This window comes from Winogradskyella psychrotolerans (genome assembly GCF_018860545.1).
GTDB lineage: Bacteria > Bacteroidota > Bacteroidia > Flavobacteriales > Flavobacteriaceae > Winogradskyella > Winogradskyella psychrotolerans_A.
Map to the genome: position 1 here is coordinate 1 of NZ_JAHKPN010000056.1, position 25,266 is coordinate 25,266.

24 protein-coding genes are annotated in these 25,266 nt (G+C 31.6%); 10 read left to right on the forward strand and 14 right to left on the reverse strand.

What is annotated here, in order from left to right:
- The first annotated feature begins 280 nt into the window (after positions 1–280).
- Entirely contained in the window at positions 281–607 is a 327-nt protein-coding gene (locus tag KO515_RS18185) for a hypothetical protein (protein WP_215937769.1), read from the forward strand.
- 25 nt (positions 608–632) lie between these two features.
- Positions 633–1,670: a TlpA family protein disulfide reductase gene (locus KO515_RS18190; RefSeq protein ID WP_215937770.1), complete on the forward strand. Its 1,038-nt coding sequence runs from the start codon at positions 633–635 to the stop codon at positions 1,668–1,670.
- Positions 1,671–2,073: 403 nt separating this feature from the next.
- On the opposite strand, the gene KO515_RS18195 is transcribed toward KO515_RS18190, so the two are convergent.
- The gene (locus tag KO515_RS18195) at positions 2,074–2,652 is read right to left on the reverse strand and encodes a DUF481 domain-containing protein (RefSeq protein ID WP_215937771.1); all 579 of its coding nucleotides are present in this window, start codon (positions 2,650–2,652) and stop codon (positions 2,074–2,076) included.
- Between the two features lie 408 nt (positions 2,653–3,060).
- On the opposite strand from KO515_RS18195, the gene KO515_RS18200 reads away from it, so the two are divergent.
- From KO515_RS18200 to KO515_RS18215, 4 genes are all read left to right on the forward strand, one after another.
- Positions 3,061–4,347: a citrate synthase gene (locus KO515_RS18200; protein ID WP_215937772.1), complete on the forward strand. Its 1,287-nt coding sequence runs from the start codon at positions 3,061–3,063 to the stop codon at positions 4,345–4,347.
- Between the two features lie 137 nt (positions 4,348–4,484).
- Complete coding sequence (locus KO515_RS18205; RefSeq protein WP_215937773.1) at positions 4,485–5,396, forward strand: dimethylarginine dimethylaminohydrolase family protein; 912 nt, start codon at positions 4,485–4,487, stop codon at positions 5,394–5,396.
- A gap of 233 nt (positions 5,397–5,629) precedes the next feature.
- Entirely contained in the window at positions 5,630–6,895 is a 1,266-nt protein-coding gene (locus tag KO515_RS18210) for a hypothetical protein (protein WP_215937774.1), read from the forward strand.
- Between the two features lie 290 nt (positions 6,896–7,185).
- The gene (locus tag KO515_RS18215) at positions 7,186–8,484 is read left to right on the forward strand and encodes a PorT family protein (protein WP_215937775.1); all 1,299 of its coding nucleotides are present in this window, start codon (positions 7,186–7,188) and stop codon (positions 8,482–8,484) included.
- Positions 8,485–8,487: 3 nt separating this feature from the next.
- Here KO515_RS18215 and KO515_RS18220 read toward each other — a convergent pair whose 3' ends face one another.
- The 6 genes from KO515_RS18220 to rsfS form a co-directional block, all read right to left on the reverse strand.
- Positions 8,488–8,754, reverse strand: coding sequence for an acyl-CoA-binding protein (locus tag KO515_RS18220; protein ID WP_215937776.1), 267 nt, complete (start codon positions 8,752–8,754; stop codon positions 8,488–8,490).
- Entirely contained in the window at positions 8,751–9,404 is a 654-nt protein-coding gene (locus KO515_RS18225; RefSeq protein ID WP_215937777.1) for a phosphatidylserine decarboxylase family protein, read from the reverse strand. The genes KO515_RS18220 and KO515_RS18225 overlap by 4 nt, the downstream gene beginning before the upstream one ends.
- A gap of 12 nt (positions 9,405–9,416) precedes the next feature.
- Positions 9,417–10,232, reverse strand: coding sequence for a phosphatidate cytidylyltransferase (locus KO515_RS18230; protein ID WP_215937778.1), 816 nt, complete (start codon positions 10,230–10,232; stop codon positions 9,417–9,419).
- A complete protein-coding gene (locus tag KO515_RS18235) occupies positions 10,232–10,840 on the reverse strand; it encodes an LUD domain-containing protein (RefSeq protein ID WP_215937779.1) in 609 nt (202 codons plus the stop codon). Before KO515_RS18235 ends, KO515_RS18230 begins: the two co-directional genes overlap by 1 nt.
- Before the next feature lie 109 nt (positions 10,841–10,949).
- The gene (gene ftsH, locus KO515_RS18240) at positions 10,950–12,938 is read right to left on the reverse strand and encodes an ATP-dependent zinc metalloprotease FtsH (protein ID WP_215937780.1); all 1,989 of its coding nucleotides are present in this window, start codon (positions 12,936–12,938) and stop codon (positions 10,950–10,952) included.
- 17 nt (positions 12,939–12,955) lie between these two features.
- Complete coding sequence (gene rsfS, locus KO515_RS18245; protein ID WP_215937781.1) at positions 12,956–13,327, reverse strand: ribosome silencing factor; 372 nt, start codon at positions 13,325–13,327, stop codon at positions 12,956–12,958.
- 94 nt (positions 13,328–13,421) lie between these two features.
- Between rsfS and KO515_RS18250 the strand changes: the two genes are divergently transcribed.
- Positions 13,422–14,153, forward strand: a complete 732-nt coding sequence (locus KO515_RS18250) for a biotin--[acetyl-CoA-carboxylase] ligase (protein WP_215937782.1) — start codon at positions 13,422–13,424, stop codon at positions 14,151–14,153.
- A 26-nt stretch (positions 14,154–14,179) separates the two neighbouring features.
- Here KO515_RS18250 and KO515_RS18255 read toward each other — a convergent pair whose 3' ends face one another.
- Complete coding sequence (locus KO515_RS18255) at positions 14,180–14,575, reverse strand: SRPBCC family protein (protein WP_215937783.1); 396 nt, start codon at positions 14,573–14,575, stop codon at positions 14,180–14,182.
- 89 nt (positions 14,576–14,664) lie between these two features.
- Positions 14,665–15,309: an orotate phosphoribosyltransferase gene (gene pyrE, locus KO515_RS18260; protein WP_215937784.1), complete on the reverse strand. Its 645-nt coding sequence runs from the start codon at positions 15,307–15,309 to the stop codon at positions 14,665–14,667.
- A 120-nt stretch (positions 15,310–15,429) separates the two neighbouring features.
- Between pyrE and KO515_RS18265 the strand changes: the two genes are divergently transcribed.
- Complete coding sequence (locus KO515_RS18265; protein ID WP_215937785.1) at positions 15,430–16,011, forward strand: NUDIX hydrolase; 582 nt, start codon at positions 15,430–15,432, stop codon at positions 16,009–16,011.
- Here KO515_RS18265 and KO515_RS18270 read toward each other — a convergent pair.
- The 4 genes from KO515_RS18270 to KO515_RS18285 form a co-directional block, all read right to left on the reverse strand.
- On the reverse strand, positions 16,008–16,706 hold the full coding sequence (locus tag KO515_RS18270) for an N-formylglutamate amidohydrolase (protein ID WP_215937786.1): 699 nt from the start codon (positions 16,704–16,706) through the stop codon (positions 16,008–16,010). The two genes, KO515_RS18265 and KO515_RS18270, sit on opposite strands and share 4 nt — an antisense overlap.
- Positions 16,703–17,929: a glutamate-cysteine ligase family protein gene (locus KO515_RS18275; RefSeq protein ID WP_215937787.1), complete on the reverse strand. Its 1,227-nt coding sequence runs from the start codon at positions 17,927–17,929 to the stop codon at positions 16,703–16,705. The genes KO515_RS18270 and KO515_RS18275 overlap by 4 nt, the downstream gene beginning before the upstream one ends.
- 2 nt (positions 17,930–17,931) lie before the next feature.
- Entirely contained in the window at positions 17,932–19,377 is a 1,446-nt protein-coding gene (locus tag KO515_RS18280; protein WP_215937788.1) for a RimK family protein, read from the reverse strand.
- A gap of 169 nt (positions 19,378–19,546) precedes the next feature.
- Positions 19,547–21,304, reverse strand: a complete 1,758-nt coding sequence (locus tag KO515_RS18285) for a M14 family metallopeptidase (RefSeq protein WP_215937789.1) — start codon at positions 21,302–21,304, stop codon at positions 19,547–19,549.
- Between the two features lie 39 nt (positions 21,305–21,343).
- Here KO515_RS18285 and KO515_RS18290 point away from each other — a divergent pair, with 39 nt between their 5' ends.
- Together KO515_RS18290 and ctlX are read left to right on the forward strand one after the other, a co-directional pair.
- Positions 21,344–21,712, forward strand: a complete 369-nt coding sequence (locus tag KO515_RS18290; protein ID WP_215937790.1) for a DUF7793 family protein — start codon at positions 21,344–21,346, stop codon at positions 21,710–21,712.
- A gap of 68 nt (positions 21,713–21,780) precedes the next feature.
- Positions 21,781–22,713, forward strand: a complete 933-nt coding sequence (gene ctlX, locus KO515_RS18295) for a citrulline utilization hydrolase CtlX (protein WP_215937791.1) — start codon at positions 21,781–21,783, stop codon at positions 22,711–22,713.
- A gap of 102 nt (positions 22,714–22,815) precedes the next feature.
- On the opposite strand, the gene KO515_RS18300 is transcribed toward ctlX, so the two are convergent.
- Complete coding sequence (locus tag KO515_RS18300; RefSeq protein ID WP_215937792.1) at positions 22,816–24,870, reverse strand: tetratricopeptide repeat-containing sensor histidine kinase; 2,055 nt, start codon at positions 24,868–24,870, stop codon at positions 22,816–22,818.
- Positions 24,871–25,266: the final 396 nt, after the last annotated feature.

A 25,266-nucleotide genomic window follows, 5' to 3' on the forward strand; every position in this document is an offset into this window, starting at 1 on the left:
TAACTTTAATCCATAAAAATTAAGTTAGATATTTAGAATAATGTAGTTCAATTTCACCATTATTATTTGCGAGAAAAAAGTATTAGTTTTATACAAATTCTTACCCTAAGGATTAATTAATTCGTTGTTGATTACACAAATTTATTTTTTTAATAGCCTAAACATTAGGCTCTAAAAATTGTGCAATATTGATGAATGCGTTATCAAGTAATCAATGCAGGTGCAAGCAGCTGTAGATATGATTGCGATTATGATGGATGGGGACAATAAATGAAATAAGATGATAAACCATTTAAAAAAAGCTTTTTTATGTAATAAGCCTATTGGCTTGTTGCTTTTTATGAGTATTACGTTACTTACTTGTAAAAAGGAAATTAAGAAATCGCCTATAAAAGCTAACGAAGAAAACCAAAAGCTAAGTGATTCTATAAAATTTTCAATCAATTTTACGGACAAAGGTTATGCCTTCTTAAGTGTGCCAGATCGTTTTTTATATAGTTACCCACTAACATTTAATGATAAAAAAACATCACATACTATATCTAGAGATTTTGATTCATTTATAGTAAGTTATTCTGTATCGATCGATACCTTCAGAAAATGGTAAAAGAGAATTTGTCCAACAAAATTATTTGATATCTGATGATAGTATTATTAATCTAAAGTATAACTCACGAACATATAGGTTTGAAAATCACAAACTAAATATAGATTCGATTAATAATACCTATAGCGCGATAAAAACAAAAATATTAAGATCTAAAAAGAATAAAATTTTTTATAAAAATGAATTAGATACACTTTACGCTTATTACAGAAATAAGTTTAATGATAGAAAAGAATTCTTAAAATTCAACTTAAATGAGCTTTATTATTATGACAGACTTCAGTTAATAGATCCTTTAAATGATAAAGTTGACGATTTCTTAAAAAATGAATTAAACACAAATAATTATATAGCTAGTAGTATTTTATATGACTTCCTAAATCGTTATATAGAAAATAGAATTACTACAATTGATTTTGATAAAATTGATACATTAAATTTTTCTAAATCTTATGTGGAGTTCGTTTCTTTAGGAGTATTTGCGTTTTTAAGAAATGAAGAAAATAAAGGCTACAACAAATTTTTAAATGCTAAAAATTGGTTGAGAGGAACAAAAATGTATGAAGAAAACAAAGAAGCTATTGAAAAAGAAATTGAACCATTAGACAATGAAAATTTCAAAAAAAAATTAGCAGAACTAACTTTTTCAGATACGAAAAATAAACAATTAAGCTTTTCACAAATTACTAAACAAAGCCCGACCCAATATTTTCTCATAGATTTTTGGGCTACATGGTGTGCACCGTGTATTCAAGGAGTTAAAACAATGAATAAAATGCAGTTACCGAAAAACATAAAGGTAATTAGCATAAGTGTAGATAAAGAGAAGGATAAACAGAAATGGAAAACTAAGACTAAAGAATTAGAGCAATCTCTTTCTTATTGGATAGATGAAACAGATAGTGACACTAAGGAATTTATAAAATTTATCGAAATGCAATCCATCCCAAGATATATCTTAATAGATAAGGATATGAATTTAATAGATCAAGCATTTTATCATCCACAAGAGCCTCAGTTTTTGTCAAAATTGCAAGATGTTAAGAACCATGAGTATTGGTAATACTATTTATAAAGTTAGATGATTAAAGGGTTTCCGTATTATAAGCAAAAGGATGCGAAAGACTGCGGTCCAAACTGTCTAAAAAAAATAGAATTAAGGAGGCTAGGTGTAAAACTAACTTTAGAACAGCTAATAGATGCACCTTTACTATATTTTGCATTGGAATAAAAATCAATGCCCAGTTTTAAACTAAATAATTAGCAAAAAGAATCCTGTTTTTTCAGTAAAGTGTAACTAAATATATCTAGGATTTTAATTGGTTTTAAATTGACCTTTTGTTCTTGTAAAATAATTTTGATTAAATTAAGAAGAAATGTTTTTAAGATAACCTATTATGTTAACAGTTAGTTGCAATGAAGACTTGACTCTTGTTTCTAAAAGCGCAGCGGTCTTATATCTTTTTTCAATCAAAGGTATAAACAATCCCATTAGTCAATTCATACTGTGTTTTAGGAATGCCCAAAATGGGATCCGAATCAAAATTATAGATGAATACCGTTTTAAAAAGTAGATTCTTTAAAACCTTAATTCCGAGTGAGGTTTGATTAGCAATTCTAAAATCTGAGAATTGTTCTAACAACGGTTGGTAATAGGTTGTGCTCACTATAGATATGTTTTCTAAAGGATATAGACTACAAGAAAGGTAAATACTACCTCTAAAATCTCTTAAGATCTCAACGTTTTGGCTTGATGCTTCTTCGTGTTCAAACATTAATAGTGTGCCTAAATAAAACCTATAGTTATTACTTTTAGATAATTTGAATCGTGGGCCAATACCTAATAATCGTCTAAATTTAATCTCAGAAATCTCGTCGTACTGACTTTGTGCAAACATTTCAAGCTTTAAACGTTCAGTAAATTTTCTATTATATCTAATATGCTGAATGCCTTTGTTCACAAAAGAGTTGTCTTCAATCTGTTCAAGCTTTAAATCATTAATAAAAAGATAGAGGTTTTTATCCGTATTATATTGAAGCCTCAAATTGTTAGTGATTTTGAATATAGACTGTGTATTTTTTATAAGTCCAATATCCAAACTTGCAGATCCAGACCATTTTGATGTGTCAGAAACCCGTCGTAAAGATTCTACATTTACAATTTGTGCGTACAGCTCATTACTTCCGAAAAGCGCTAAAAAAAACTATTAAAATATAAGGCTTCATAAGTTTAAAATAGAAACAAAAATAATGAACTCATTTTATTTGTATAGGATTTAAAAAATAGAAAAAAAATCTATTAATGTTATTTTTTTGTTTCCAAATTGTAATGAAAATAGCCATTTTATGGAATTAGCAGAAATTGTTAAAACCATTATAAATCTCCTTTCGAAATCGTTTGATATTTCGTAAATTTACAGTCCTTATAATTTATTAAAATCCGAAAAGAAAATATGTCAGATAAAGCTACATTAGAAATTAATGGCCAAAAGTATGAGTTTCCTATTATAACTGGTACTGAGAACGAAGTTGCTATAGATGTTAAAAGTTTAAGAGGTGCAACAGGTGGAGTAATTACTTTAGACCCAGGCTATAAAAATACAGGAAGTTGTGAAAGTGCAATTACCTTTTTAGATGGTGAAAAAGGCATTTTGAGATACAGAGGCTATTCTATTGAAGAGTTAGCAGAAAAAGCTGATTTTTTAGAAGTTGTGTATCTGCTTATTTTCGGTGAATTACCAAACAAAAGCGAGTTAGATAAATTTCATGAAGATATAAAATCGCATTCTGTTGTAGATGATGATCTCAAAAAGATATTAGATGCTTTTCCTAAGTCAGCGCATCCAATGGGTGTTTTATCGTCATTAACAAGTGCACTTACAGCATTTTATCCATCGTCTGTAAATGTAGCATCGGAAGAGGCAATGTATAATTCTATTGTCACTATTTTAGGTAAATTCCCTGTTATTGTAGCTTGGACCATGCGTAAGAAACAAGGATTACCATTAGAATATGGAGATGATAACCTAGGTTATGTTGAGAACATTCTTAAAATGATGTTTAAGAGCCCAAATAGCGAATACAAACAAAATCCAATTCTTGTCAATGCTTTAGATAAACTTTTAATCTTACACGCAGACCATGAGCAAAATTGTTCTACGTCAACGGTAAGAATTACAGGGTCATCACATGCAGGACTTTTTGTGTCATTAGCATCTGGAATCTCTGCACTTTGGGGACCATTACATGGTGGTGCTAACCAAGCGGTTTTAGAAATGCTAGAAGCTATAAAAGAAGATGGAGGTGATACCAAGAAATATATGGCAAAAGCAAAGGATAAGAGTGATCCTTTCCGATTAATGGGCTTTGGTCACAGAGTTTATAAAAACTTTGATCCAAGAGCTAAGATTATTAAAGTTGCTGCTGATGAAGTATTATCAGACTTAGGTATTGAAGATCCTATCTTAGATATTGCTAAAGGATTAGAAAAAGAAGCATTAGAAGATCCGTATTTTGTAGATAGAAAATTATACCCGAATGTAGATTTTTATTCAGGTATTATTTATAGAGCTATGGGAATTCCGGTAGAAATGTTTACTGTAATGTTTGCCTTAGGTCGTTTACCAGGTTGGATTGCACAGTGGAAAGAAATGAGAAGAAATAATGAGCCAATCGGTCGTCCAAGACAATTATATATTGGTGAAACACACAGACCATTTAAAGCGATTGAAAATAGATAATTATTTTTTATAGATTTAAAAAAGCTTCATACATAATATGAAGCTTTTTTTTAGTCTCAATTTAATGATGCAATTACCATAAAAATCATAATATGGATGTTCTATGAGACTATAAAAGAAATAACTAATTTTAGCACATGAAGTTAAACATACAAAACGAAACATCCCGATTGAGAGCGGTTGTCTTAGGAACAGCTGAAAGTATAGGGTCTATTCCGTCCATACATGACGCTTACGATCCTAAATCTATTCAACATATAAAGGCTGGTACATATCCTAAAGAAAGCGATATGCAAAGGGAAATGGAAGCTGTTGCTCAGGTGTTTAAAAAATATGATGTTAAAGTTTACCGACCTGAAGTTATAAAGGATTACAATCAAATATTTACAAGAGATATTGCTTTTGTAATTGAAGATAAATTAATAAAAGCAAATATATTACCCGATCGCGAACGCGAGTACACAGCCATTCATCATGTGATAGCGGAAATTGGAGAGGATCATGTCATTATACTTCCAGAGGAATGCCATGTAGAAGGTGGTGATGTTATGCCATATAACGATTATATCTTTATAGGAACTTATTCTGGCGATGATTATTCAGATTATATTACAGCACGAACAAATATGGATGCTGTTATTGCCATTCAAGAATTGTTTCCACATAAAACCGTTAAGGCTTTTGAGTTACGTAAATCTAACACAGACCCAAAAGAAAATGCATTGCATTTAGATTGCTGTTTTCAACCAATTGGAAAGGACAAAGCGATACTGCATAAAAATGGATTCTTAATTGAACGCGAATACGACTGGTTGGTAGATTTCTTCGGGAAAGAGAATGTGTTTGAAATTACAAAAGAAGAAATGTATCATATGAATAGTAACGTGTTTTCAATTTCTGAAGATGTTATTATTTCTGAAAAAAACTTTCTAAGGCTAAATACATGGCTGCGAGATAATGGCTTTACAGTTGAAGAGGTGCCTTATACTGAAATTGCAAAACAAGAAGGCTTACTGCGTTGTTCCACAATGCCTTTGATTAGAGAATAAGTTTTTAATAGTCATATCTTTTATGGATTATTGCTGAATTAGGAGCTGTTAACTTTTTAACATTACTGTAAGTAAAAAGAGTTTATTAATGATAATTAGAAATTGATGCACTTGGCGTTGATTTCTTAATTTATTTTAATTATAAATTACTTCATGCAATCCTAATATTATTAAACTGACTATTAGAATTTTAATAATTTATTGTTTCTTTATCGATCTAAACTCTAAGACTAATGAACAAATTTATTTTATTTCTATTTTTATTAAGTTCAACAACTATTTTCTCGCAAATGAATTTTCAAAAAGGATATTTTATTGATGAAAATAACCATAAAGTTAGCTGTTTAATTAAAAATAAGGATTGGATAAATATCCCTGAAAATTTTGATTACAAATTAACTGAAAATGATATCGTTCAGACAATTAACTTTAAAGACTTACAAGAATTTAGAATTTTTAATACGGATTTGTTTTATATTAAATATAAATTAGATCAAGATTTAAAGAATCAGAAAAATGAGGTAATAGAAGCCAAGGGAAATTTTATTTTTTTAAAAGTTCTATTAAAAGGAGAGGGGTCACTTTATGAATATTTTAATGACAAGTCTTATTTTGTTTATAATCTTGGCGATGATGATTTAAAATTTTTAGCTGCACCCATAAAAAAGAATAAAAAAGGTAAAATAATATCTGATACATTTAAAAGTGAACTTTATAAAAATTTAAAGTGTGACGGTTTTTCCGTAAAGACTTTTAAGAAACTGCATTATAGACAAAGTGAATTAACTAAACTGTTTTTAGAGTATAATACATGTAATGGAATAGGGTATGATAATTTTTATAATAAAAGAACTAAGACTAAATTTAGGTTAAAGGCTATTGCAGGCGTAAATATACATCCTTCATTTAGCAATGAATTTAGCTATGTTTTTGAATATGATTTACCTCCTAGCGCTGGAGGTGGAAAGGGGTATGATTCAGATTATGGTGCTATAAATTTTGATGCTCAGACTAATTTTTCTTATGGTGCCGAGGTGGAAATACTTCTACCTTTAAACAGAAATAAATGGAGTGTATTTATCTCACCTACATACCAAAAGTTATCTGCTTTATCTGGTTCTAAAGAAGTTGGAGAACATCATTTTAACTATGTTATAGAGTTATCGTCTATTTCACTTATCGAACTACCTATTGGTGTTAGGTATTATATGAATTTAGACGAAAACACACAAGTTTTCACACAATTAGCAATGTCTACTAACTTAATTATATCTTCAGATTATAGTCAAGGTTTAGAGGAAATTGACTCTAATTTTTCTTCGGAATTAGGAAGCAGTAATAAGAAGAATTTTAATGTATTTTTTGGTGCTGGTATAACGTATAAGAAATTTGCACTAGGAGTTAATTATTATTTCGAAAAAAACATACGAGAAGGTAAAAATTTAAGCATTGATACAAAAGGAGCAGTATCTCTTTTTGGCTCATATACTATTTTCTAAATTTACTTTTTTAAATTTTAAATTTATCTGTATTTTTACTAATCAAGAGCATAGAATTCATTATTAATATTAAGACGTTTCGTTAAGTTGTTCAATAGTGCTATTAATTAGGGGATAAGATTTTAAAATTCATATTTTTTATGATTGTTAGCTTAAAAAGGAACTGATCAATTTTAAATATTGCTATAATAAAAAAACGTTTTTTTATGGCTAAATGGATAATAATAAATTCATGAAATTTTATAACTGTTATTTAAACTTTAATATTTTATTTAAATTCTAAAAGTATTATGAGCAAGTTTGTTTTATTTCTATTTTTATTAAGTTCAACAGCTATTTTCTCGCAAATTAATTTTCAAGAAGGATACTTTATTGATAAGGATAACCATAAAGTTAGCTGTTTAATAGAAAATAAAGATTTAGAGCGCAGCCCAACATATATAGATTACAAATTGAGTGAAAATTCAGAGATCATTACAATTCCCATAAGTGAGTTAAAGGAGTTTAGGATTATCGGTACTGATCAATTTTATGTTAAATATAATGTTGATGAACAGCTGGTTGGAGATATGTTTGGGGAGATGGATATAATTGATAATATTGCTTTTTTGCGTGTTTTGGTAGACGGTGATGATGATTTACTTGAATATTATAATCATCGAGGTAATTATTTTTATTTTTACGAGAAGAATAATATATTAGTTTATTTAGAATACAAAAAATACATTGATGAAAACAATATAATAAGGGAAAATGAATTGTTTAAAAAACAACTTTTTGATGGTTTTAAATGCACTAAATTTACATTAGAAGTTTATTCGAAAATAAGTTATAATGCAAAGGATTTATCAAATTTTTTTTCTGACTATAATGAATGTATTGGTGAAGATTATTTAAATGTATACGATCAACGAACAAAAGCAAAATTTAATTTTAAGCTAAAAGGAGGTTTAAATCTTATTACTCACCCAACAAATGACACGAACTATCTTTCCTCATATAGTATCCAAGAAGGTTCAACTGAAGTTAATAGATCTATAGGAAGAATTGAAGATTATGATACAGCTTTTAATTTAAATTTTGGGGTAGAATTAGAACTTCGCTTGACATATCAAAATAATAACTGGAGTATTTTCGTATCGCCAAATTATCAAAATGTATCTGAAATTAAAGGTGTTAAGAGTTATTTTGAGCCTAATCAACCAGCTGGTTCTGGTCCTGTTAAAATTACATCTGATTTATCGTATTCATTTATACAAATCCCAATAGGGTTGAGACGTTATTTTTATGGAAATAATGAATATGGCATATATGTACACTTGGCATATTCTTTAAATATAACTTTAAACTCTGAAGAAAGTATCCAAACAAATATTGTTAATGATTCAAATATATTTTACGATCTAAAACCTGATACTCAAAATCGCGGTAGTAAAAATAATCATGGCTTTCATTTCGGTATAGGTTTAAATTATCTAAATAAGTACGCTATGGAAATTAATTATTATTCAGTAGGTGTAAATTTAGACTCAGGTAATAATGCTGGTTTAAAGGGGGTTGCATTGAATGCCTCTTACACGTTGTTTTAATAACTATTTACGATACAAAAAGTAATTGTTAACAAGGCTGATATATTCTTGCTTAGCTTCATCTTTAGTAATGTCTTTGATTTGAAACAAAGCATTTGCTTTAAACGCATTAATTATAGGTTTACGACTGCTTGGGCGATCATAATTATTGGTTGCTTTTTTGAAATAGGCATAGAGGCGGAGTAAAAAATCCGCAGGAAAAGGTTCCGTATGATCGTTTACACGATTTACAGCGTCTTTAAATTCTATGTCTAATTCTTTGGAAGTCATTTCATTTCTGCAATGATACTTTCACCACCACGAACTTTTTGATTAAGTTCTACTTTAATATCAGCATCTAAAGGTAAGAATAAATCTACTCGCGACCCAAATTTTATAAATCCAGAGTCCGAACCTTGTTCTACTTTATCGTTAACTTTAGCATAGTTTACAATACGTTTGGCTAATGCACCAGCAATTTGTCTATATAATATTTTTCCAAAACTGTCATTCTCAACGACTACCGTAGTACGCTCATTTTCCTCACTTGCTTTTGGATGCCATGCGACTAAAAATTTTCCAGGGTGATATTTGCTAAACGTAATATGTCCTGAAATTGGGTAACGTGTGACGTGCACATTGATTGGTGACATAAACACAGAAACTTGAATTCTTTTGTCTTTAAAAACTTCATTTTCCTGAACTTCTTCAATAACAACTACTTTTCCGTCAACAGGTGATACGGCTTGGGTCTCATTAGGATGAGTATTACGTTTAGGGTTTCTAAAAAACTGTAAGATTAGTATGAAGAAAATTAAAATGGACAGCATCAATCCTTTTCTTAACCATTCATTAATAACAAATTCATCAATTAAAAAAAATGAACCCACAACAATAACTAATGTTATGAATATAATTTTATGACCTTCTTTATGAAACATAGCTTAATTTTCTTAAAAGTGAATAATTCTTAAAAATAAATATATAAATGGGGATGCAAATATAATACTATCTAGTCTATCTAAAAGACCTCCATGTCCTGGCATTATGGACCCACTATCTTTAACATCGGCTTGGCGTTTAAATTTAGATTCTATTAAATCGCCTAAAGTCCCAAAGACACTTACAACAATAGCTAGGATTAACCAAGGTGTAAAGCTGAGGGTTTCGGTATAGTATGCTATAAAATAACTCGATATACAAGCAAAAAATAAACCACCTAGGAACCCCTCTACCGTTTTCTTTGGTGATATACTTGGAAACAATTTTTGCTTTCCAAAGTTTTTACCCACCATATAAGCAGCACTATCGTTTACCCAAATGAGTATAAATGAGCCCAATAACAAAAGCGGAGTAAACTCATTATGATAGTTAGATATAAGTAGCATAAAAACAAAACCGCTGGCCAAATAGAATGCTGCAACTATAAAACGTTTAGACTCAAAAAGAGGAATTCGTTTAGATGTGAATAAATCTTTAACTAAAATGAGATTGACAAATATGGTAATTACGAGTAAAATTTGAATGGCTTCATCACTAATTAATGTTGTAGAATTTCGTACACTCAAATACCAAAACGCTCCATATAAAATAGAAAAAACGACATATTGTATATAGGACTTCAGCTTTATTAATCGACTAAATTCTGTTAAGGAAATAAACCCAAACAAACCGATTACTATAATTGTTGCAATTTCTGAGTTAAGTGAACCTATTAGAAGGAGTACATAGATAGCACCAGAAATGGCTCTTGTTGCTAATTCTTTCATTATAAATCCTCTAGTAAAAGTAGGTATAGGTTTTTAGAACTACTTCCGTAAGATAGAAAGTCTTTATCATCAGCAGTTTTGAAATGCTTTATAGTGGTAATATTCGTTGGTATCTTTTTTTGACTTTTAGCTTTAATGCCTTTTAGTCCTTCTCCTATAGTTTCTACAAACTGACTTGTGGTCGCATAGATTATAAAATGATCTGGTAATTCTATTAATTTTTTCTCTGCAATTTGATTGGAAGAAATTAATAATGACCCATCATCTGAGATTAAATACTCACAGGTAGATAAAAAATAAGCACTTTCCGAGAGTTTTGTAGTGCTGTTAAGGTTAAAATCTTTAAATAATTCAGTTAATCGCTGATCGATTAGAAAAACTTTGTCATCGTGCCAGTTATTTTCATCGAGGATGGCGTTAAAGCTTTCTTTTACTTCTTCTAGATTTTCACAATACAAAAACTTACCACCATTACCTTTAAAGTTGATAGTAAAACGTTCATCTACAGGTAGCTTTACTTCTGGCATGTATTTGCCGCGCTCATGATTTGGTATGTGTTCTTCAGTCTGTTTAGACTTTTTTCCGAAGAATTTACTAAATATGCTCATTCAATATTTGCTATTAATCCTTATTTTGGTGTGATTTCCAAATATAAAAAAACTTAAATTAACATGGGGTTAATTTAAGTTTTTTATATGATTGTAGGGTAGGGATGATTTACTCTTCCTCCTTCTTAATATCGTCTTTAATGTCAACAATCGGTGTTGTTTTCTCCGCTTCAATAATTGCAGGAGTTTCAAAAGCACGTTTTCCAAAGATTTTTTCAAGATTGTCCTTAAAGATCACTTCTTTGTCTAATAAGACTTCTGCCAACTCGGTAAGTTTATCTTTGTTGTTTTCCAATAATTTGATAGCACGCTGGTACTGTTCTTCAATAATATCTGAAATTTCTTTGTCAATAAGTTCCGCTGTTTTTTCACTGTACGGTTTCGTGAAACCGTATTCAGATTGTCCAGAAGAATCGTAATACGTTAGGTTACCTACTTTATCACTAAGTCCGTAAACGGTCACCATAGCTCTAGCTTGTTTAGTCACTTTTTCTAAGTCACTTAAGGCTCCTGTAGATATTTTATCAAAAATTACTTTTTCAGCAGCTCTACCACCTAATGCAGCACACATTTCGTCTAGCATTTGCTCAGGACGCACAATTAAGCGTTCTTCCGGCAGGTACCATGCAGCACCTAAAGAACGACCTCTAGGCACAATAGTTACTTTTACTAATGGAGCAGCATGCTCTAACATCCAACTAACAGTAGCATGTCCGGCTTCGTGGAAAGCAACAGCTCTCTTTTCTGCTGGAGTTATAATTTTGTTTTTCTTCTCTAAACCTCCAATAATTCTATCAACGGCATCTAAGAAATCTTGCTTGTTTACTGATTTCTTTCCTTTTCTTGCTGCAATTAATGCGGCTTCATTACAAACATTCGCGATGTCTGCACCAGAAAAACCTGGTGTTTGTTTTGCTAAGAAATCGATATCTAGCGTTTCTTCTTTTTTAAGAGGACGTAAATGCACTTCAAAAATTTCTTTACGTTCCCTCACATCCGGAAGATCTACATAAATCTGACGGTCAAAACGACCAGCTCTCATTAATGCACTATCCAAAACGTCTGCACGGTTTGTTGCTGCTAATACAATTACATTTGTATTTGTACCAAAACCATCCATTTCAGTTAAAAGCTGGTTTAAGGTGTTTTCTCGTTCATCGTTAGAACCAGACATATTATTTTTCCCTCTTGCTCTACCAATAGCATCAATCTCATCAATAAAAATGATTGAAGGTGATTTTTCTTTGGCTTGCTTAAACAAATCTCTTACCCTAGACGCGCCAACACCAACAAACATTTCTACAAAATCAGAGCCTGATAATGAAAAGAATGGCACTTGCGCTTCACCAGCAACAGCTTTTGCTAATAAGGTTTTACCGGTTCCTGGAGGGCCTACTAATAACGCTCCTTTCGGGATTTTACCTCCTAAGGCCGTATACTTTTCAGGGAATTTTAAGAAGTCTACAATCTCTTGAACTTCTTCTTTTGCTCCTTCCAAACCTGCAACATCTTTAAATGATGTTTTGGTATCTATTTTTTCATCAAAGAGTTTTGCTTTAGATTTTCCGATATTGAAAATCTGTCCGCCAGCTCCTCCGCCTCCGCCACCAGACATTCGACGCATGATGAAAATCCATACTCCTATAATTAGAACAAATGGTAATAAGGTTAATAGAAAATCACCCCAAACATTATGCTCCGTTTCATAGACCAATTCCGTGTCTAGATTATTAGTTTTAATAACCGCATTGACTTCCTTTTCAAAATTCTGAAGATCTCCAAATTCAAATTTGTAATTTGGAACTGCTGCAACTGAGGGGAATATAGAATTCGTTTCAGTTTTTTTGTGTTTAGATTGCTCTTTTGCTTCTTGTGTTAAGTAAACCCGAGCTTCTCTTTTGTTTACTATTTCAATTTTTGAAACTTCCCCTTGACTTAGGTAATCCAAAAATTGTGCAGGAGTGGTTTGTGTACCAGTGGAATCACCAAATCCACCAGAAAAAATCTGAAAGGATAAGAAAATAGCAATGATAATTCCGTAAATCCAATACGGGTTTAATTTCGGTTTTTTGTTTAAATTTTTATTGTCTTTAGCCATTCGTAGCGTTTCTCGTTTTAGTAACTAGTTTCTATTCGGGTTATTTTTGCATCTCCCCAAAGTTCTTCAATATCGTAGTATTCTCTAATGTGTTTTTGAAACACATGTACAACAACATTAACGTAATCCATTAAGACCCATTCAGCATTGTCAGTACCTTCAACGTGCCATGGTTTATCTTTAAGTGTTTTGCTAACTTGTTTTTGTACGGAACCGACGATTGCGTTTACTTGCGTATTTGAAGAGCCTTCGCAGATAATAAAATAATCACAAACAGTATTTTCTATGTCTCTTAAATCTAATAGTGTAATCTCTTTTCCTTTAACATCTTCAATACCTCCTATAATTGATGTAATGAGTTGGTCTGTAGGGATTTTATGTTTCGTCATTAATTTGTATTAATTTTGTGCAAAGTTATTATTTTTTTAGTTCTTGTACGCGCATAATGTCATAAGAAAACTATAAAATAAAATTGCCTATTAAATGTACATAATCAAACTTAATGCCATTGACTCCACAAATTCATATCTAAAAGATCTGTCAACGGCGGCAATCCCAAAAGATTATACGGTCGTAGTTGCGGAATTACAGACAAAAGGGCGAGGGCAAATGGGAGCTAAATGGAATGCTGAAAGTGGTAAGAACCTTACTGCGAGTGTGTTTAAAAGTCTTCCGCTTTTTAGTGTTACCGAGCAGTTTTACATAAGTATGGCAGTTTCTTTGGCCATTACGAAAGCTTTAAGTAGCTTTAAAATACCTCAATTACGCATTAAATGGCCTAACGACATTTTGTCAGCAGACACCAAATTATGTGGTATTTTAATAGAAAATGTCATAAAAAATAATAAACTGCAAGGCTCAATAATTGGATTTGGACTTAATGTAAATCAAAAAATTTTTAAAAATTTACCTCAAGCATCATCAATGAGTTTGGTAACAGGAGTTCTCTATAACAAGCACGAGGTGCTTTCAGAAGTATTAAAGCAATTAGAAATTCATTTCAGCTTATTAGAATCTAAAAAATACGCTGAAATTAAAAAGGAATACGAAAGCCTACTTTTTAGAAAAAATAAGCCATCAACTTTTGTGAACTCTAAAGATGATAGCTTTTCTGGGATTATACAAGGTGTTACTGAAAACGGTCAATTACAAGTTTGGACAGAAGATGATATTATTAAAACCTTCGACCTTAAGGAGATTAAGTTACTGTATTAAGTTAACCGTTCTTTGCCTTATCGTGCCTAAACCTCAGTTTTCATATTGGTTACTAATGTCTCAATAAATTTGCTGATAGGGCCTTTTATCATCATGGCCATCATGGCGTTAAATTCACCTTCAAAATTTAATTTAACATCAGTTTTGTTTGGTTCAGTTTCTAGGATATCTGCAACTAAGGCAAAGTCTAACTTTCCGCCAGCCGCTCCTAAAACGATCTTACTATTTGGAATAGCTTCTTTTTTCTTTAAAACAATTTCTGGCATCCCTTTTAATGCGAATAGAAATTTGTCATTTTCTAAAACTTCAAATTTGCTAATGTTTTCTGGCATTAAACTTTCAAAATTTTTCACATCAGAAAGGAAGTTGAAGGTGTCTTCTGCAGATTTGTCTAAGGTTACTTTTGGGGATTCTAATTTCATGTGTATTCTGTTAAGATGTTTATTGTATAGGAGTTAAGCTTTTATGGGATTTCATCATAAAATTGACTTAACAACTTCAAGATAATATATCAATTAGCGTTCCATTCACTAGGATTGGCATTCCATTGTGCTAAAATGTCTTGCTGTTCTTTAGTAATATAAAACGTATCAACAGCTTGCTCTAATAAATTTTCGTAGTTGCCAAGCGTGTGTAATTGAACATTTGCATCTTTAAAATTTTTAGTAGCAACATCAAAACCATAAGAGAAAATAGCAACCATGCCCTTAACGTTAGCTTCAGCTTCATTTAAAGCTTTTACCGCATTAAGGCTGCTCATTCCTGTACTGATTAAGTCTTCAACCACAACAACGCTTTGTCCTTTTTCTATATAGCCTTCAATTTGGTTTTGACGACCATGTTTTTTAGCTTCTGGTCTAACATAAACAAAGGGTAGATTTAAATACTCTGCGACTAAAGCTCCAATACCAATGGCTCCTGTTGCCACACCAGCAATGACATCTGGTTTACCATATAGTTCTTCTATATTTTTAGCGATTGTTGCTCTAATATAGTTTCTAATAGGTGGAAACGATAATACAATTCTGTTGTCACAATAAATAGGTGATTTCCAGCCAGAAGCCCAAGTAAAAGGATTGTCGGGCTGTAATTTTATAGCATTAATTTGCAATAAAACTTCGGCTGTTTTTTTGGCGGTATCTTTGTTAAAAATCATGTTACAAAAATAATGATTTTTCAAGGTTAGAAAATTTTAATCGAAAATAAATTTCATTTCAAATAGTTTCTTGTAAAAAATAATATTTTTACAGAAGGAAAGTTAAAACATACGCAAACGATGTACACAATATATGTAGGAGATAAACCTATAATTTTAACTACTGAAACTCAAAAAGAAACTGATTTTAAATCCTTTCTTTTGAAGTCTGTAAATATTGGTAAGGTGATAAAAACCTTAAATAATACAGATTTAAAAGCAGTGCACTTAATTCATAAGAATGAAGATAAGCTGCTCAGTAAGTTTTTGAAGCTTTTACCTAATGTGATTGCTGGTGGCGGAAAAGCTTATAATTCTAAAAACGAAATTCTTTTTATATATAGAAATGATAAATGGGATTTACCTAAAGGAAAGGCCGAACGTAAAGAAACGATAGAAGAAACGGCTATACGCGAGGTAGAAGAGGAAACAGGTGTTACTGGTTTGAAAATAACGAAACCTTTACCAACCACATACCATATTTTTAAGCGTCATGGAAAGCATAGGATAAAAATTACGCATTGGTTTGAAATGAAAACCGATTTTGAAGGTGAGTTATTTCCACAAGAAAATGAAGGCATTACTAAAGTTGAATGGTTAGATGCAGAAGCATCTCAAAAAGCTTTGGATAATAGTTATGCTAATATTAGAATTTTAGTTTAATTAGCCTTTGAGCTAAAGAGAATACTTTCAATCCCTTTATACAAGGCTTGTTTGAGGTTTAAAGCCATGACATTATTTTCACTGTATTTCTGATTGACCTCAATCTCAATACCTAAATAATTTGTTGGAAATTGCTTTCTTAAAAAAGTGGTGAATCCATCCGATTTCCCGAGATATGGATAATTAAATCGCACGTTTAAATTTGGGTTTTGTTCGAGAAGCTTTACTTTGAGTTCTTTGCAAAATTCTTTTTCCTTTTTATTACGAGAATCATAAAGTAAACCAATGTCTCCTTTGCGTTCGTCTCCATTTAGGTTTTGAGTAAAACTATGAATAGATAAATGCAGTACTTGCTGTTCGCTTTTAATGTATTCTGCTATGTTATATTCAATTGCTGTTCTATAAGGAAAATAATATGTTTTGAGGACTGCTGATTTCTCATGTTTTGATAAGCCATTGCTAAATTCTGAAAACAGGTGCTTGCTAAATAATGAACGATTCAATTCGACCAGTAAACGACTCGTAGTACTAAAATACGATGCATCAGACAACGGTTCTAAATGTTGAAATAGATTTAACACTCCCAAATCATAACCACGATGAGATTCTAAAACTGCTTTATTATTGTTGAAGAGCTTTTTGTAAGTCTCAGGAATTTCATTTCCACCATGCTCACATGTTAAAATGAGCTTCATGATTGAAACAAGTCGTTAGTTTTTAGACAATTCTGCATAGTTCGATATACTGAAATAATGTGTGCTTCAGACGTGTTAGTGCCAACAGCTTTTAATAATCGTGTGGCTAAGGTGCCTTCTTCTAAAATGAATTCAATAGCCTCATGATGTGATTTGTGTAATTTCGATTTTACGATATTATACAAGTGTTTCCAAACGTCGTTTACAGTTGAAGCTGAATTTATTTTGAATAATTTTAAGTAGTCCTTATTGTCAATTTTAGAATGTTCTGCATTTTTTATCGCATCATTTAGAATAGGAAATAAATCTTCTTTTATCCACGATTTTTGAGCTTTTAAAGAACATAGTTTTTTACTAACTAAAACTTTTAAAACCTCGATGACAAAGGCACAAATCGCAATATCTGCCTTAGGACATTCTTGTATATCCATTAAACGAATTTCAATGGCATTGCGATCAAAACGAGCAATGGCTCCACGAGAGTTTAAAAAATGTTGGTCTAGAATCTTGTTTTTGTCATACGGTTGAATCGCTTTTTTTATAGGTTCAAAAATCGTTGCATGATAATCTAATTTTGAAAAGACACGCTCGGGAATTACTAAGCCCGTCAATTCTGGTATTTCCTTTTGATTGGTTTTGTAAAATTCTAATCTTTTGTCTTTAAACCCAGTAATTTGTCCTTCTAAAATTGGGGAACTTGCACATAGTCCTGGTAATAATGGTAAGATTATTCTAATGGCTGCATGTAATTTTTCGAATTCTATATCATCGTAAAAAGGTAAATTTATATGCGTGCTCTGTACATTACTCCAACCATGACCCTTGCAGTTAAAAATAGTGTTGTAAAGTGCATAAACTTCACTGTAACTATGTTTCCAGAGTTGCGTATCCGTATCCGGACTCATTAATGGATGTGAAGCTGAACCTAAAAGTTGCAAGTTCAACGGTTGTAATAATGCATTAATCTCTAGAATATTCTTATGAAATTTTTCTGATAAATCATCCGTGTGTTTTGCCGGACCGTTTGTTTTTAGTTCAATAACATGAGCCACCAATTCGTTACTCCATGCAATATCTCCATTATCGATATCTGCTTTTAATTGGCCTGCCTTTAGGGTTAAAAGTTCATCGACTTGCGGGGCAACTTTAAAATTATCATTTTTAACAAGCATATATTCGAGTTCAATGCCATAAACATCAAATAAGTGAAACGGTTTCTTCATAATTAATCTAATCGTTTTTTTAATGCCGAAAGAATTTCGGTATAAATCAGATCTCCATAATAAGCATCTTCTACTCCGAAATCAATATTTGGGTTATCGTTAATTTCTATAACCATCAGTTTATTATTCACGACTTTAATATCGATTCCATAGAGACCTAACCCCATTAACTTTGCCGATTTTAAAGCGATATCAATGACATTTTTTGGTACATCTTCTATGGGTAGACATTCGGCATCTCCGTCTTGTTCATTTTTGTCACTAGCTTTCCAATTGTAAATTTGCCAATGCCCTTTTGCCATGTAATATTTGCACGCATAAAATGGTTTATTATCAATAATACCAATACGCCAATCATAGTCCGATGGACAAAATTCTTGAGCTATTATTAAATCGGATTCCTTTAGCATTTCAGTAACCAAAGTATCAAATTCCGCTGTGTTGGTTGCTTTCTTTACTCCGAATGAAAATGTGGAATCTGGTGCTTTTAATACACAAGGCAAACCGATTTCTTTTAAAACTGTATGTCTATTATTGCTATGGACTATAATGGTTTTGGGTGTGCTTATATTAGCATTTTTCATAGCCTCTGCCATATAAACTTTATTGCAGCATTTTAATATGGAATCTGGATAATCAATTATTGCAATCCCTTCTTGTTGTGCTTTTCTGGCAAAGGTGTAAGCTTCGTTATTAACTTCGGTACTTTGTCTCAAAAAAAGTGCATCAAAAGAAGAGAGTCTTGATAAATCTTTAGGTTCAATAATCTCTGTGTAGATATTCATTTTCTCAGCAATGTCTACAAACTTTTTTAATGCTTTTGTGTTGCTTGGAGGCGCAGGATCGTTTGGATTAATCAATATGGCTAAATCAAAATCGTAATTGATCACTTTTGCTGTGTCATACCGTTTTTTAGCGAAATATTGATGCGCAAATTCATGCACACTAGACATGTGTTCTGCTGGAATTTCAGCTTCGGAAATCGCTTTAATACTTTGTATGTTCCACTTTGAATTATGATTAAAATTAACACGTAGAAAAGGCACTTGAAAATGCTTGTAAAAAAGAGCACTTAAGCTTTTGTATTTCTGAGCCACGTTTTGTCCAAAGTAAATGCTTAGCGTAAAATCTTGAGATTTTATATTTTTTAAACTTTGTTGAATCACATCATCAAACTCATCAGACACAATTCTAACGAGCTTTAAGGCTTTTAAATCTACGATGTTCTTTGTGGTCGGAATTGGTAAATGACCTCTGGCTTCAGCCAGAAGCGATACGTAATAGCCTTTTGATTGATACGAGTAATCCTTGCATAAATTAAAAATTCTTGCGTTTTTTAATAAGGAATACTTAGGATTTGTAAGATAATCTTGAGCAGAAATTACTGTAATATTATCAATTGAAAAGTTCCATTTTTCAAGTTGATTTACAACAATGTATTTATTCATTTAGAGCGCGTTACGCTATTATAATTTTAAGTAAAAGTATATTATTTTTTGATTGGTTTTACAAGGGTTTAAAATTATTTTTATAAGGGTGTTCCTGTTTGAAAACATGACCGTTAACCCTTTTTGATATCTCCTAATTTTTGAATTAATAGCGCTTTGTATGCGTTTATTATTTTAACCTGTAAACAGGGTATTGCAAATGAGCAGCCTCATAAAATTTACTCTGCTTATGTAACCAATCTAATTGTGCATACCAATTATTGGCAAATTCTTCATCATAGCTAATTTTTACATTGTATTCTATTTGAAGTTTAGGATTTCCCTTTAAAAGTTCTTGCGCTTTATCTTCCCATACATAGGGTGAGAAACCTTCTTTTTGCTGTAGAATGGTATCGAAGAAATTCCAGTTAAAAAAGGAATCAGGTGCAGAGGGTTCTAAAGTTTCTAGCAAATATCGAATAGCATTTTGATCGGTAGAGATTAGATAGTCTCCTTTTCTAAACGTCACATTTTTTTCTGAGGTGTTTACCGTTGTTTGGTAATGCGGATAATGGCCTTCGTAAGGAGATTTTCGGGTTTCGTAGCTACCTATTTTGTAGGACTCAACAGTTAACGTGGTATCGTTTTTAAATTGGGTATATTCTACAGCATTCAATTTTAATAAATCAATGACGTTATGCCAACCTTGTGGAATAATATACGCTTTTGGAATTGTGATGGAATCTGTTGCCTTATAATAATTTTGATAGGTAACGGCTTTGGTAAATGGTTTTGTTCTGTCATATTTTAAACGCTTTGCTCCGGTAAAGTCACTAGGAATCATGTCTCCTTCGTAGCCTTTAAAATTAAGAGTAGAGGTTGTGGTCGTATCCACGGTCCATGTTAACGGGTAGCTTTTCCCAGCTGACCATAATTTAACTTGTTCTTTTCTCAGTTGTGCGATTTTATCTCCTTGCTCTTCGGTGATTTCAATCATGGTTTTCATCAATTCATAGGTGCCTTCTACGCGCTGTTTGTAAGGTTTAAGCATATGCGTTTCAACCATCATACCTAAGGTGTTAAACAGCGTTGTGTAACCTGTAGAATAACGCGGTGAATCTAAAAATTGCGTAAACCCAGAATCTGGTGTGCGATTAAATACATTAACATAAGGTGTGATATCCCAAGCTTTAGCTTCTAATTTTTGCTCAAGAGTTGGCATCATCTCGGTATGTATAAATTGCCCAAGTTCACCACCTAATTTGTTGTGTTGCGTAAATAAATGGGTTAGGGTATATTGATAATCTGCTCCGTTGCTCACATGGTTATCGATAAAAACATCGGGTTGTACCGCATGAAAAATTTGAGCAAAGGCTTTCGCATTTTTAGTATCAGATTTTATAAAATCGCGATTCAAATCATAATTTCTAGCGTTACCTCTAAAGCCATAAGATTTTGGGCCGTTTTGGTTAGTTCGGGTTGTAGAATTTCTATTTAGGCTACCTCCAATATTATAAATAGGAATAGTTACAATAATGGTGTTTTTTGGTGCTTCAATTTTACCTTTAGCAATATCTCTAAAGAGCATCATGGTGGCATCAATTCCATCTGATTCTCCCGGATGAATACCATTATTTATTAATAAAATTCTATTGTTTTGTCGTAAGGATTCAAAATTATCACCCGAACGTGTCATATTCAAAGTGGCGATATGAAGTGGTTTCCCCGAATCAGTTTCTCCTATCTCTCGGATCGAAATTTCAGGATAACTGTTGGCTAAATCTTGGTAAAATTTTATCGTCTCATTATACGTTGCGGTTTCTAACCCGTCGCTTTTTTCAAAAATGGTAGTAAAGTCAATTTCGATATTCTCGTTATTCAACGCTTTATTTTCAGTATTGTCATTACAAGCAACAAACAATAAGGCTAGTAGTAATAGTTTTTTCATGGATTAGAAATTTAGCTAAAATTACTTATATTTATTAACATGAAAACTTATAAACTGGGATTTGGTGTAATAACCATACTTAAGGCTAATCTCGCTGAAGTTGTAATATATGATGGTGTTGTCATGGATTTGAAAATGGTAGAGGACTATCACGCTTTCTTAATCGAGAAATTAGAGACACCTTTTTCTTTATTAATTAATAAGAAGTATTCGTACACCTATACCTTTGAGGCTCAAAAATCTATTGTAAATATCGAAGGAATAAAAGCTATGGCTGTTGTAACACATGCCTATGTTTCTAAATTAGCGACAGATGTTCTAATTAATGTGAATAGAGAGAGTAATTGGAATATAAAGACGTTTAAGGAGCGTGAAGAGGCTCTAGAATGGTTAGAAAATCATGACTGACTTTATAGTTAATTTCTTCTAAAAAATAATAACTTCGCATTTCATTTTACAAGCTTAATCGTAAATAAATGCAACAAACTACAAATACCATTTTAATGATTCGTCCTGTTAATTTTAGGATGAATGAGCAAACTGCCGTTAATAATTACTTTCAAGAAGAATTAGATTTAAAAAATGCCGAAATCAACGCTAAAGCGCAAATAGAATTCGATGCTTTTGTGGAAAAATTACGTTCGGTAGGGATTAATGTGGTTGTTGAAGATGATGATAAACTTAATGATACTCCAGATTCTATTTTTCCAAATAATTGGGTGAGTTTTCATGGGAATGGTGATGTTGCTAAATATCCGATGTTTGCCGAAAACCGGAGACGCGAGCGAAGAGATGAGGTGTTTATTAGATTGGAAGAAGAGGGGTTTATAATCGAAAATATTGTTGATTATACATCTGCGGAGCACGAAGGTTTTTTTCTAGAAGGCACAGGAAGTATGGCTTTAGATCGCGAAAATAGAATTGCCTATTGCGCGTTATCTGCACGAGCTGATGAAGAATTGTTTATTGAATTTTGTGAAGATTTTGAATATACACCAGTAATTTTTATTGCTAATCAAACCGTAGAAGGGAAGCGTTTACCAATTTACCACACTAACGTAATGATGTGTTTGGCGGAAACGTTTGCTGTGATTTGTTTAGATACTATTGACGATAAAAAAGAGCGTAAAAACGTTGTAAAGCATTTAAAGCAAGATGGTAAAGAAATCATTTCTATTACAGAAGCTCAAATGCATCAGTTTGCAGGAAATATGTTGCAATTGCGCGGTGAAAACGATCAACGTTATTTAGTAATGAGTGAAGCTGCACATCAAAGTTTAACTAAAACCCAGGTGGCTAGTATTGAAAAACATTGCCCTATTATATCAAGTTCCTTAGAAACAATTGAAACGTGTGGAGGTGGAAGTGCACGTTGTATGATGGCTGAAGTGTTTTTGCCGAAAGCTTAAATCATAAACACGATTGTTGTTCTATGGTTTCCTGTTAAGGTATTCCATAACATCAACTTCTTTACTTTATTTTTTTGAATTTTGAATCTTGAGTCGAATTGATTAAGCTAAAGATTCTGTTTTAGGTAGCTCAACAAAGAATTTACTACCAACATTCTCTATACTTTCTACCCAAATTCTACCGTTATTCAATTCAACTAAATCCTTTGCAATAGATAACCCTAAACCAGTTCCTTTTTCATTTTTAGTTCCAGTTGTTGTAAAGTTTTTATGTGCCGCAAATAACTTGTCTATATTACTCTTAGAAATTCCAACACCAGTGTCTTCAATGCATATAAGAGATTTGCCATTTAAAACTTGATTAGAAATGGTAATGACATCACCAGTTCTACTAAATTTTACAGCATTTGTAATTAAATTCTGAATTACAATTTCTACCATACTCCGATCAGCATAGACAAAATCGTCTTGAGATTCATCAATTAAAACAATGCGTTTGTCTTCAACCTTTTGTTCTACTAAGGCCATTTTAGTGTGAAAGACATCTTGAATATTAAAACGTTCTGGCTTAGGCTCTAAATTTTGCATTTGAGACTTCGACCAATTCAACAAATTAAATAACAGTGAGGAGGCATTATTGGCATTTTCGCTTAGCTCAGGAATTAACTCATAAAATTCATCTTTAGAAATACTATCTTCTTTTAGTAAATCTAAAAAGGCTTTAATAGAAGAGATTGAATCTTTTAGATCGTGAGAAACAATAGAAAAAAGTTTGTCCTTTACTTGGTTGACTTCTTCTAAATGATGAGTTTGTTCTAAAATAGCATCGGTTCTTATTTTCTCTTCAGCTAGAATGTCTTTTTGTTTTTCTAATGCTTCTTTATAAGTTTTAGTTTTTAATAAGCTATAAACTAAAAGACCTATTAGCAAAGCAAAAGCAGCTATACTACCATATATAACAAAAGGATTGATTGATGAAGTAGATGGTGTAGTGTCTTGTTGTTTTTCGTTAGCGGAAGTATTACTGCTAACAGCGCTGTTGTCAATGATATTTATTGGTTCTAAATCTGTTGGAAAAACAGGCTGATCAATTTTAGAAAGTGAATCTTTTAAATCATAGAACTTATTTTGCCAGAAAAAAGCATTTTGATAATAGCCACGAGTAGAATCTAAAGCAATATGAAGTTTGTAATTTTCTAAAAGTTCGGTTTTGTTATCTATTTTCTGAGCAATTGAATAGGCCTCATTTAATTGTTTCTCGGCAAGTTTAACTTTTTTCTTTTGAAGATTTAAATGTCCAATAGCATTTAAAGCTCTTAAAAGACCTTCATTATTTTTTTGTTCTCTGTTGTATTTTAAACCTTCTATTAAGTATTCAGAGGCTTTATCATACTCATTAAAGCGTAAATATTCACTACCTAATTTAGGGAGTATTTCTCCTCGTAGATCTTCATCGGTTTTAGGGTTTAGAATATCTAGTGCTTTTTCATAATACTCTATTGCTTTACGATGTTCTTTTAATTCAGAGTAAAGACCTGCTATATTTTTAGTAGAAATTTTAATGCCTTCCTTATCATTAATCTGCTTACGTACTTCTAAAGCTTTAAAATTATATTCTATGGCTTTATCAATTTGATTGGTTTTATGATAGGCTTCTGCAAGATTGTTGTATGCTAAACTTAGTTCATCATTTAAGTATTGCTTTTCAAAAATATCTATGGCAGATAACGAGTTTTGTAAGCCTATTTTGTAATTTCCTCTTTTAATTTCTATGAGACCAATACTATTACTTACTTTGGCTACACCAAGCGTATCTCTTATTTGTAAATATAAATTTCTGGATTTTTTGTAGTTGTCTATAGCATTAAAATAATCGTTACGTTCTGTATAGATTAAGGCGCGGTAGTAATTGCTTTCTGCTTGGCCTTTAATGTAATTAAGATCTTCAGAAAGTTTAGAGGTTTCATTAATATATAATAAAGCTTTACCAAAATCTTTACTTTCATAAAGTTCATTGATAAGCACAAGCGACATGTCTACCTTTGTAGAGTCTGCGTTTAAATAAGCTATTTGTACCGTAAGTTTATCTATTTTTTCGTTTTGCGAAAAAACGGATAACGATATAAGACATACAGCTAGTGTTAATAACTGTTTCATCTTAAAATAGCGTTAAAACGAATTGCGCTGTTTTGGATTGAAAAACTTTTAGGGAGGGACGAAAAAAGTAAGTTAACACAAAACAATAACAACAGGGTTAATGTCTGATTATTAAGCTTCATTAATGTTTGGGACATTGATTAATAGCCCTTCAAAAGTGCTATTATGTAAACAAATATGCTAATATTTAGGATTTAATACCAAAATATTAGTTGAAGTGACAAATATAGTTTTTTTAAATTTTTACTTATCGATAAAAGGTAAATTTAACGGTAGTAATACGCTTTTATCGATGAAATGCATGTTTTGTTTAGAATACTGATTAGTAAGTAGTTATTGTTGGGTGTTTTGAAAGTTGAATGGGCCTTGAAGTTAAAATCGATGAGGTATTAGTTT

Coding starts and splice junctions, on each gene's coding strand:
- KO515_RS18185 (WP_215937769.1), top strand. CDS start 281: ATGATAAACCATTTAAAAAAAGCTTTTTTATGTAATAAGCCTATTGGC.
- KO515_RS18200 (WP_215937772.1), top strand. CDS start 3,061: ATGTCAGATAAAGCTACATTAGAAATTAATGGCCAAAAGTATGAGTTT.
- KO515_RS18205 (WP_215937773.1), top strand. CDS start 4,485: ATGAAGTTAAACATACAAAACGAAACATCCCGATTGAGAGCGGTTGTC.
- KO515_RS18210 (WP_215937774.1), top strand. CDS start 5,630: ATGAACAAATTTATTTTATTTCTATTTTTATTAAGTTCAACAACTATT.
- KO515_RS18215 (WP_215937775.1), top strand. CDS start 7,186: ATGAGCAAGTTTGTTTTATTTCTATTTTTATTAAGTTCAACAGCTATT.
- KO515_RS18220 (WP_215937776.1), bottom strand. CDS start 8,754: ATGACTTCCAAAGAATTAGACATAGAATTTAAAGACGCTGTAAATCGT.
- KO515_RS18225 (WP_215937777.1), bottom strand. CDS start 9,404: ATGTTTCATAAAGAAGGTCATAAAATTATATTCATAACATTAGTTATT.
- KO515_RS18230 (WP_215937778.1), bottom strand. CDS start 10,232: ATGAAAGAATTAGCAACAAGAGCCATTTCTGGTGCTATCTATGTACTC.
- KO515_RS18235 (WP_215937779.1), bottom strand. CDS start 10,840: ATGAGCATATTTAGTAAATTCTTCGGAAAAAAGTCTAAACAGACTGAA.
- ftsH (WP_215937780.1), bottom strand. CDS start 12,938: ATGGCTAAAGACAATAAAAATTTAAACAAAAAACCGAAATTAAACCCG.
- rsfS (WP_215937781.1), bottom strand. CDS start 13,327: ATGACGAAACATAAAATCCCTACAGACCAACTCATTACATCAATTATA.
- KO515_RS18250 (WP_215937782.1), top strand. CDS start 13,422: ATGTACATAATCAAACTTAATGCCATTGACTCCACAAATTCATATCTA.
- KO515_RS18255 (WP_215937783.1), bottom strand. CDS start 14,575: ATGAAATTAGAATCCCCAAAAGTAACCTTAGACAAATCTGCAGAAGAC.
- pyrE (WP_215937784.1), bottom strand. CDS start 15,309: ATGATTTTTAACAAAGATACCGCCAAAAAAACAGCCGAAGTTTTATTG.
- KO515_RS18265 (WP_215937785.1), top strand. CDS start 15,430: ATGTACACAATATATGTAGGAGATAAACCTATAATTTTAACTACTGAA.
- KO515_RS18270 (WP_215937786.1), bottom strand. CDS start 16,706: ATGAAGCTCATTTTAACATGTGAGCATGGTGGAAATGAAATTCCTGAG.
- KO515_RS18275 (WP_215937787.1), bottom strand. CDS start 17,929: ATGAAGAAACCGTTTCACTTATTTGATGTTTATGGCATTGAACTCGAA.
- KO515_RS18280 (WP_215937788.1), bottom strand. CDS start 19,377: ATGAATAAATACATTGTTGTAAATCAACTTGAAAAATGGAACTTTTCA.
- KO515_RS18285 (WP_215937789.1), bottom strand. CDS start 21,304: ATGAAAAAACTATTACTACTAGCCTTATTGTTTGTTGCTTGTAATGAC.
- KO515_RS18290 (WP_215937790.1), top strand. CDS start 21,344: ATGAAAACTTATAAACTGGGATTTGGTGTAATAACCATACTTAAGGCT.
- ctlX (WP_215937791.1), top strand. CDS start 21,781: ATGCAACAAACTACAAATACCATTTTAATGATTCGTCCTGTTAATTTT.
- KO515_RS18300 (WP_215937792.1), bottom strand. CDS start 24,870: ATGAAACAGTTATTAACACTAGCTGTATGTCTTATATCGTTATCCGTT.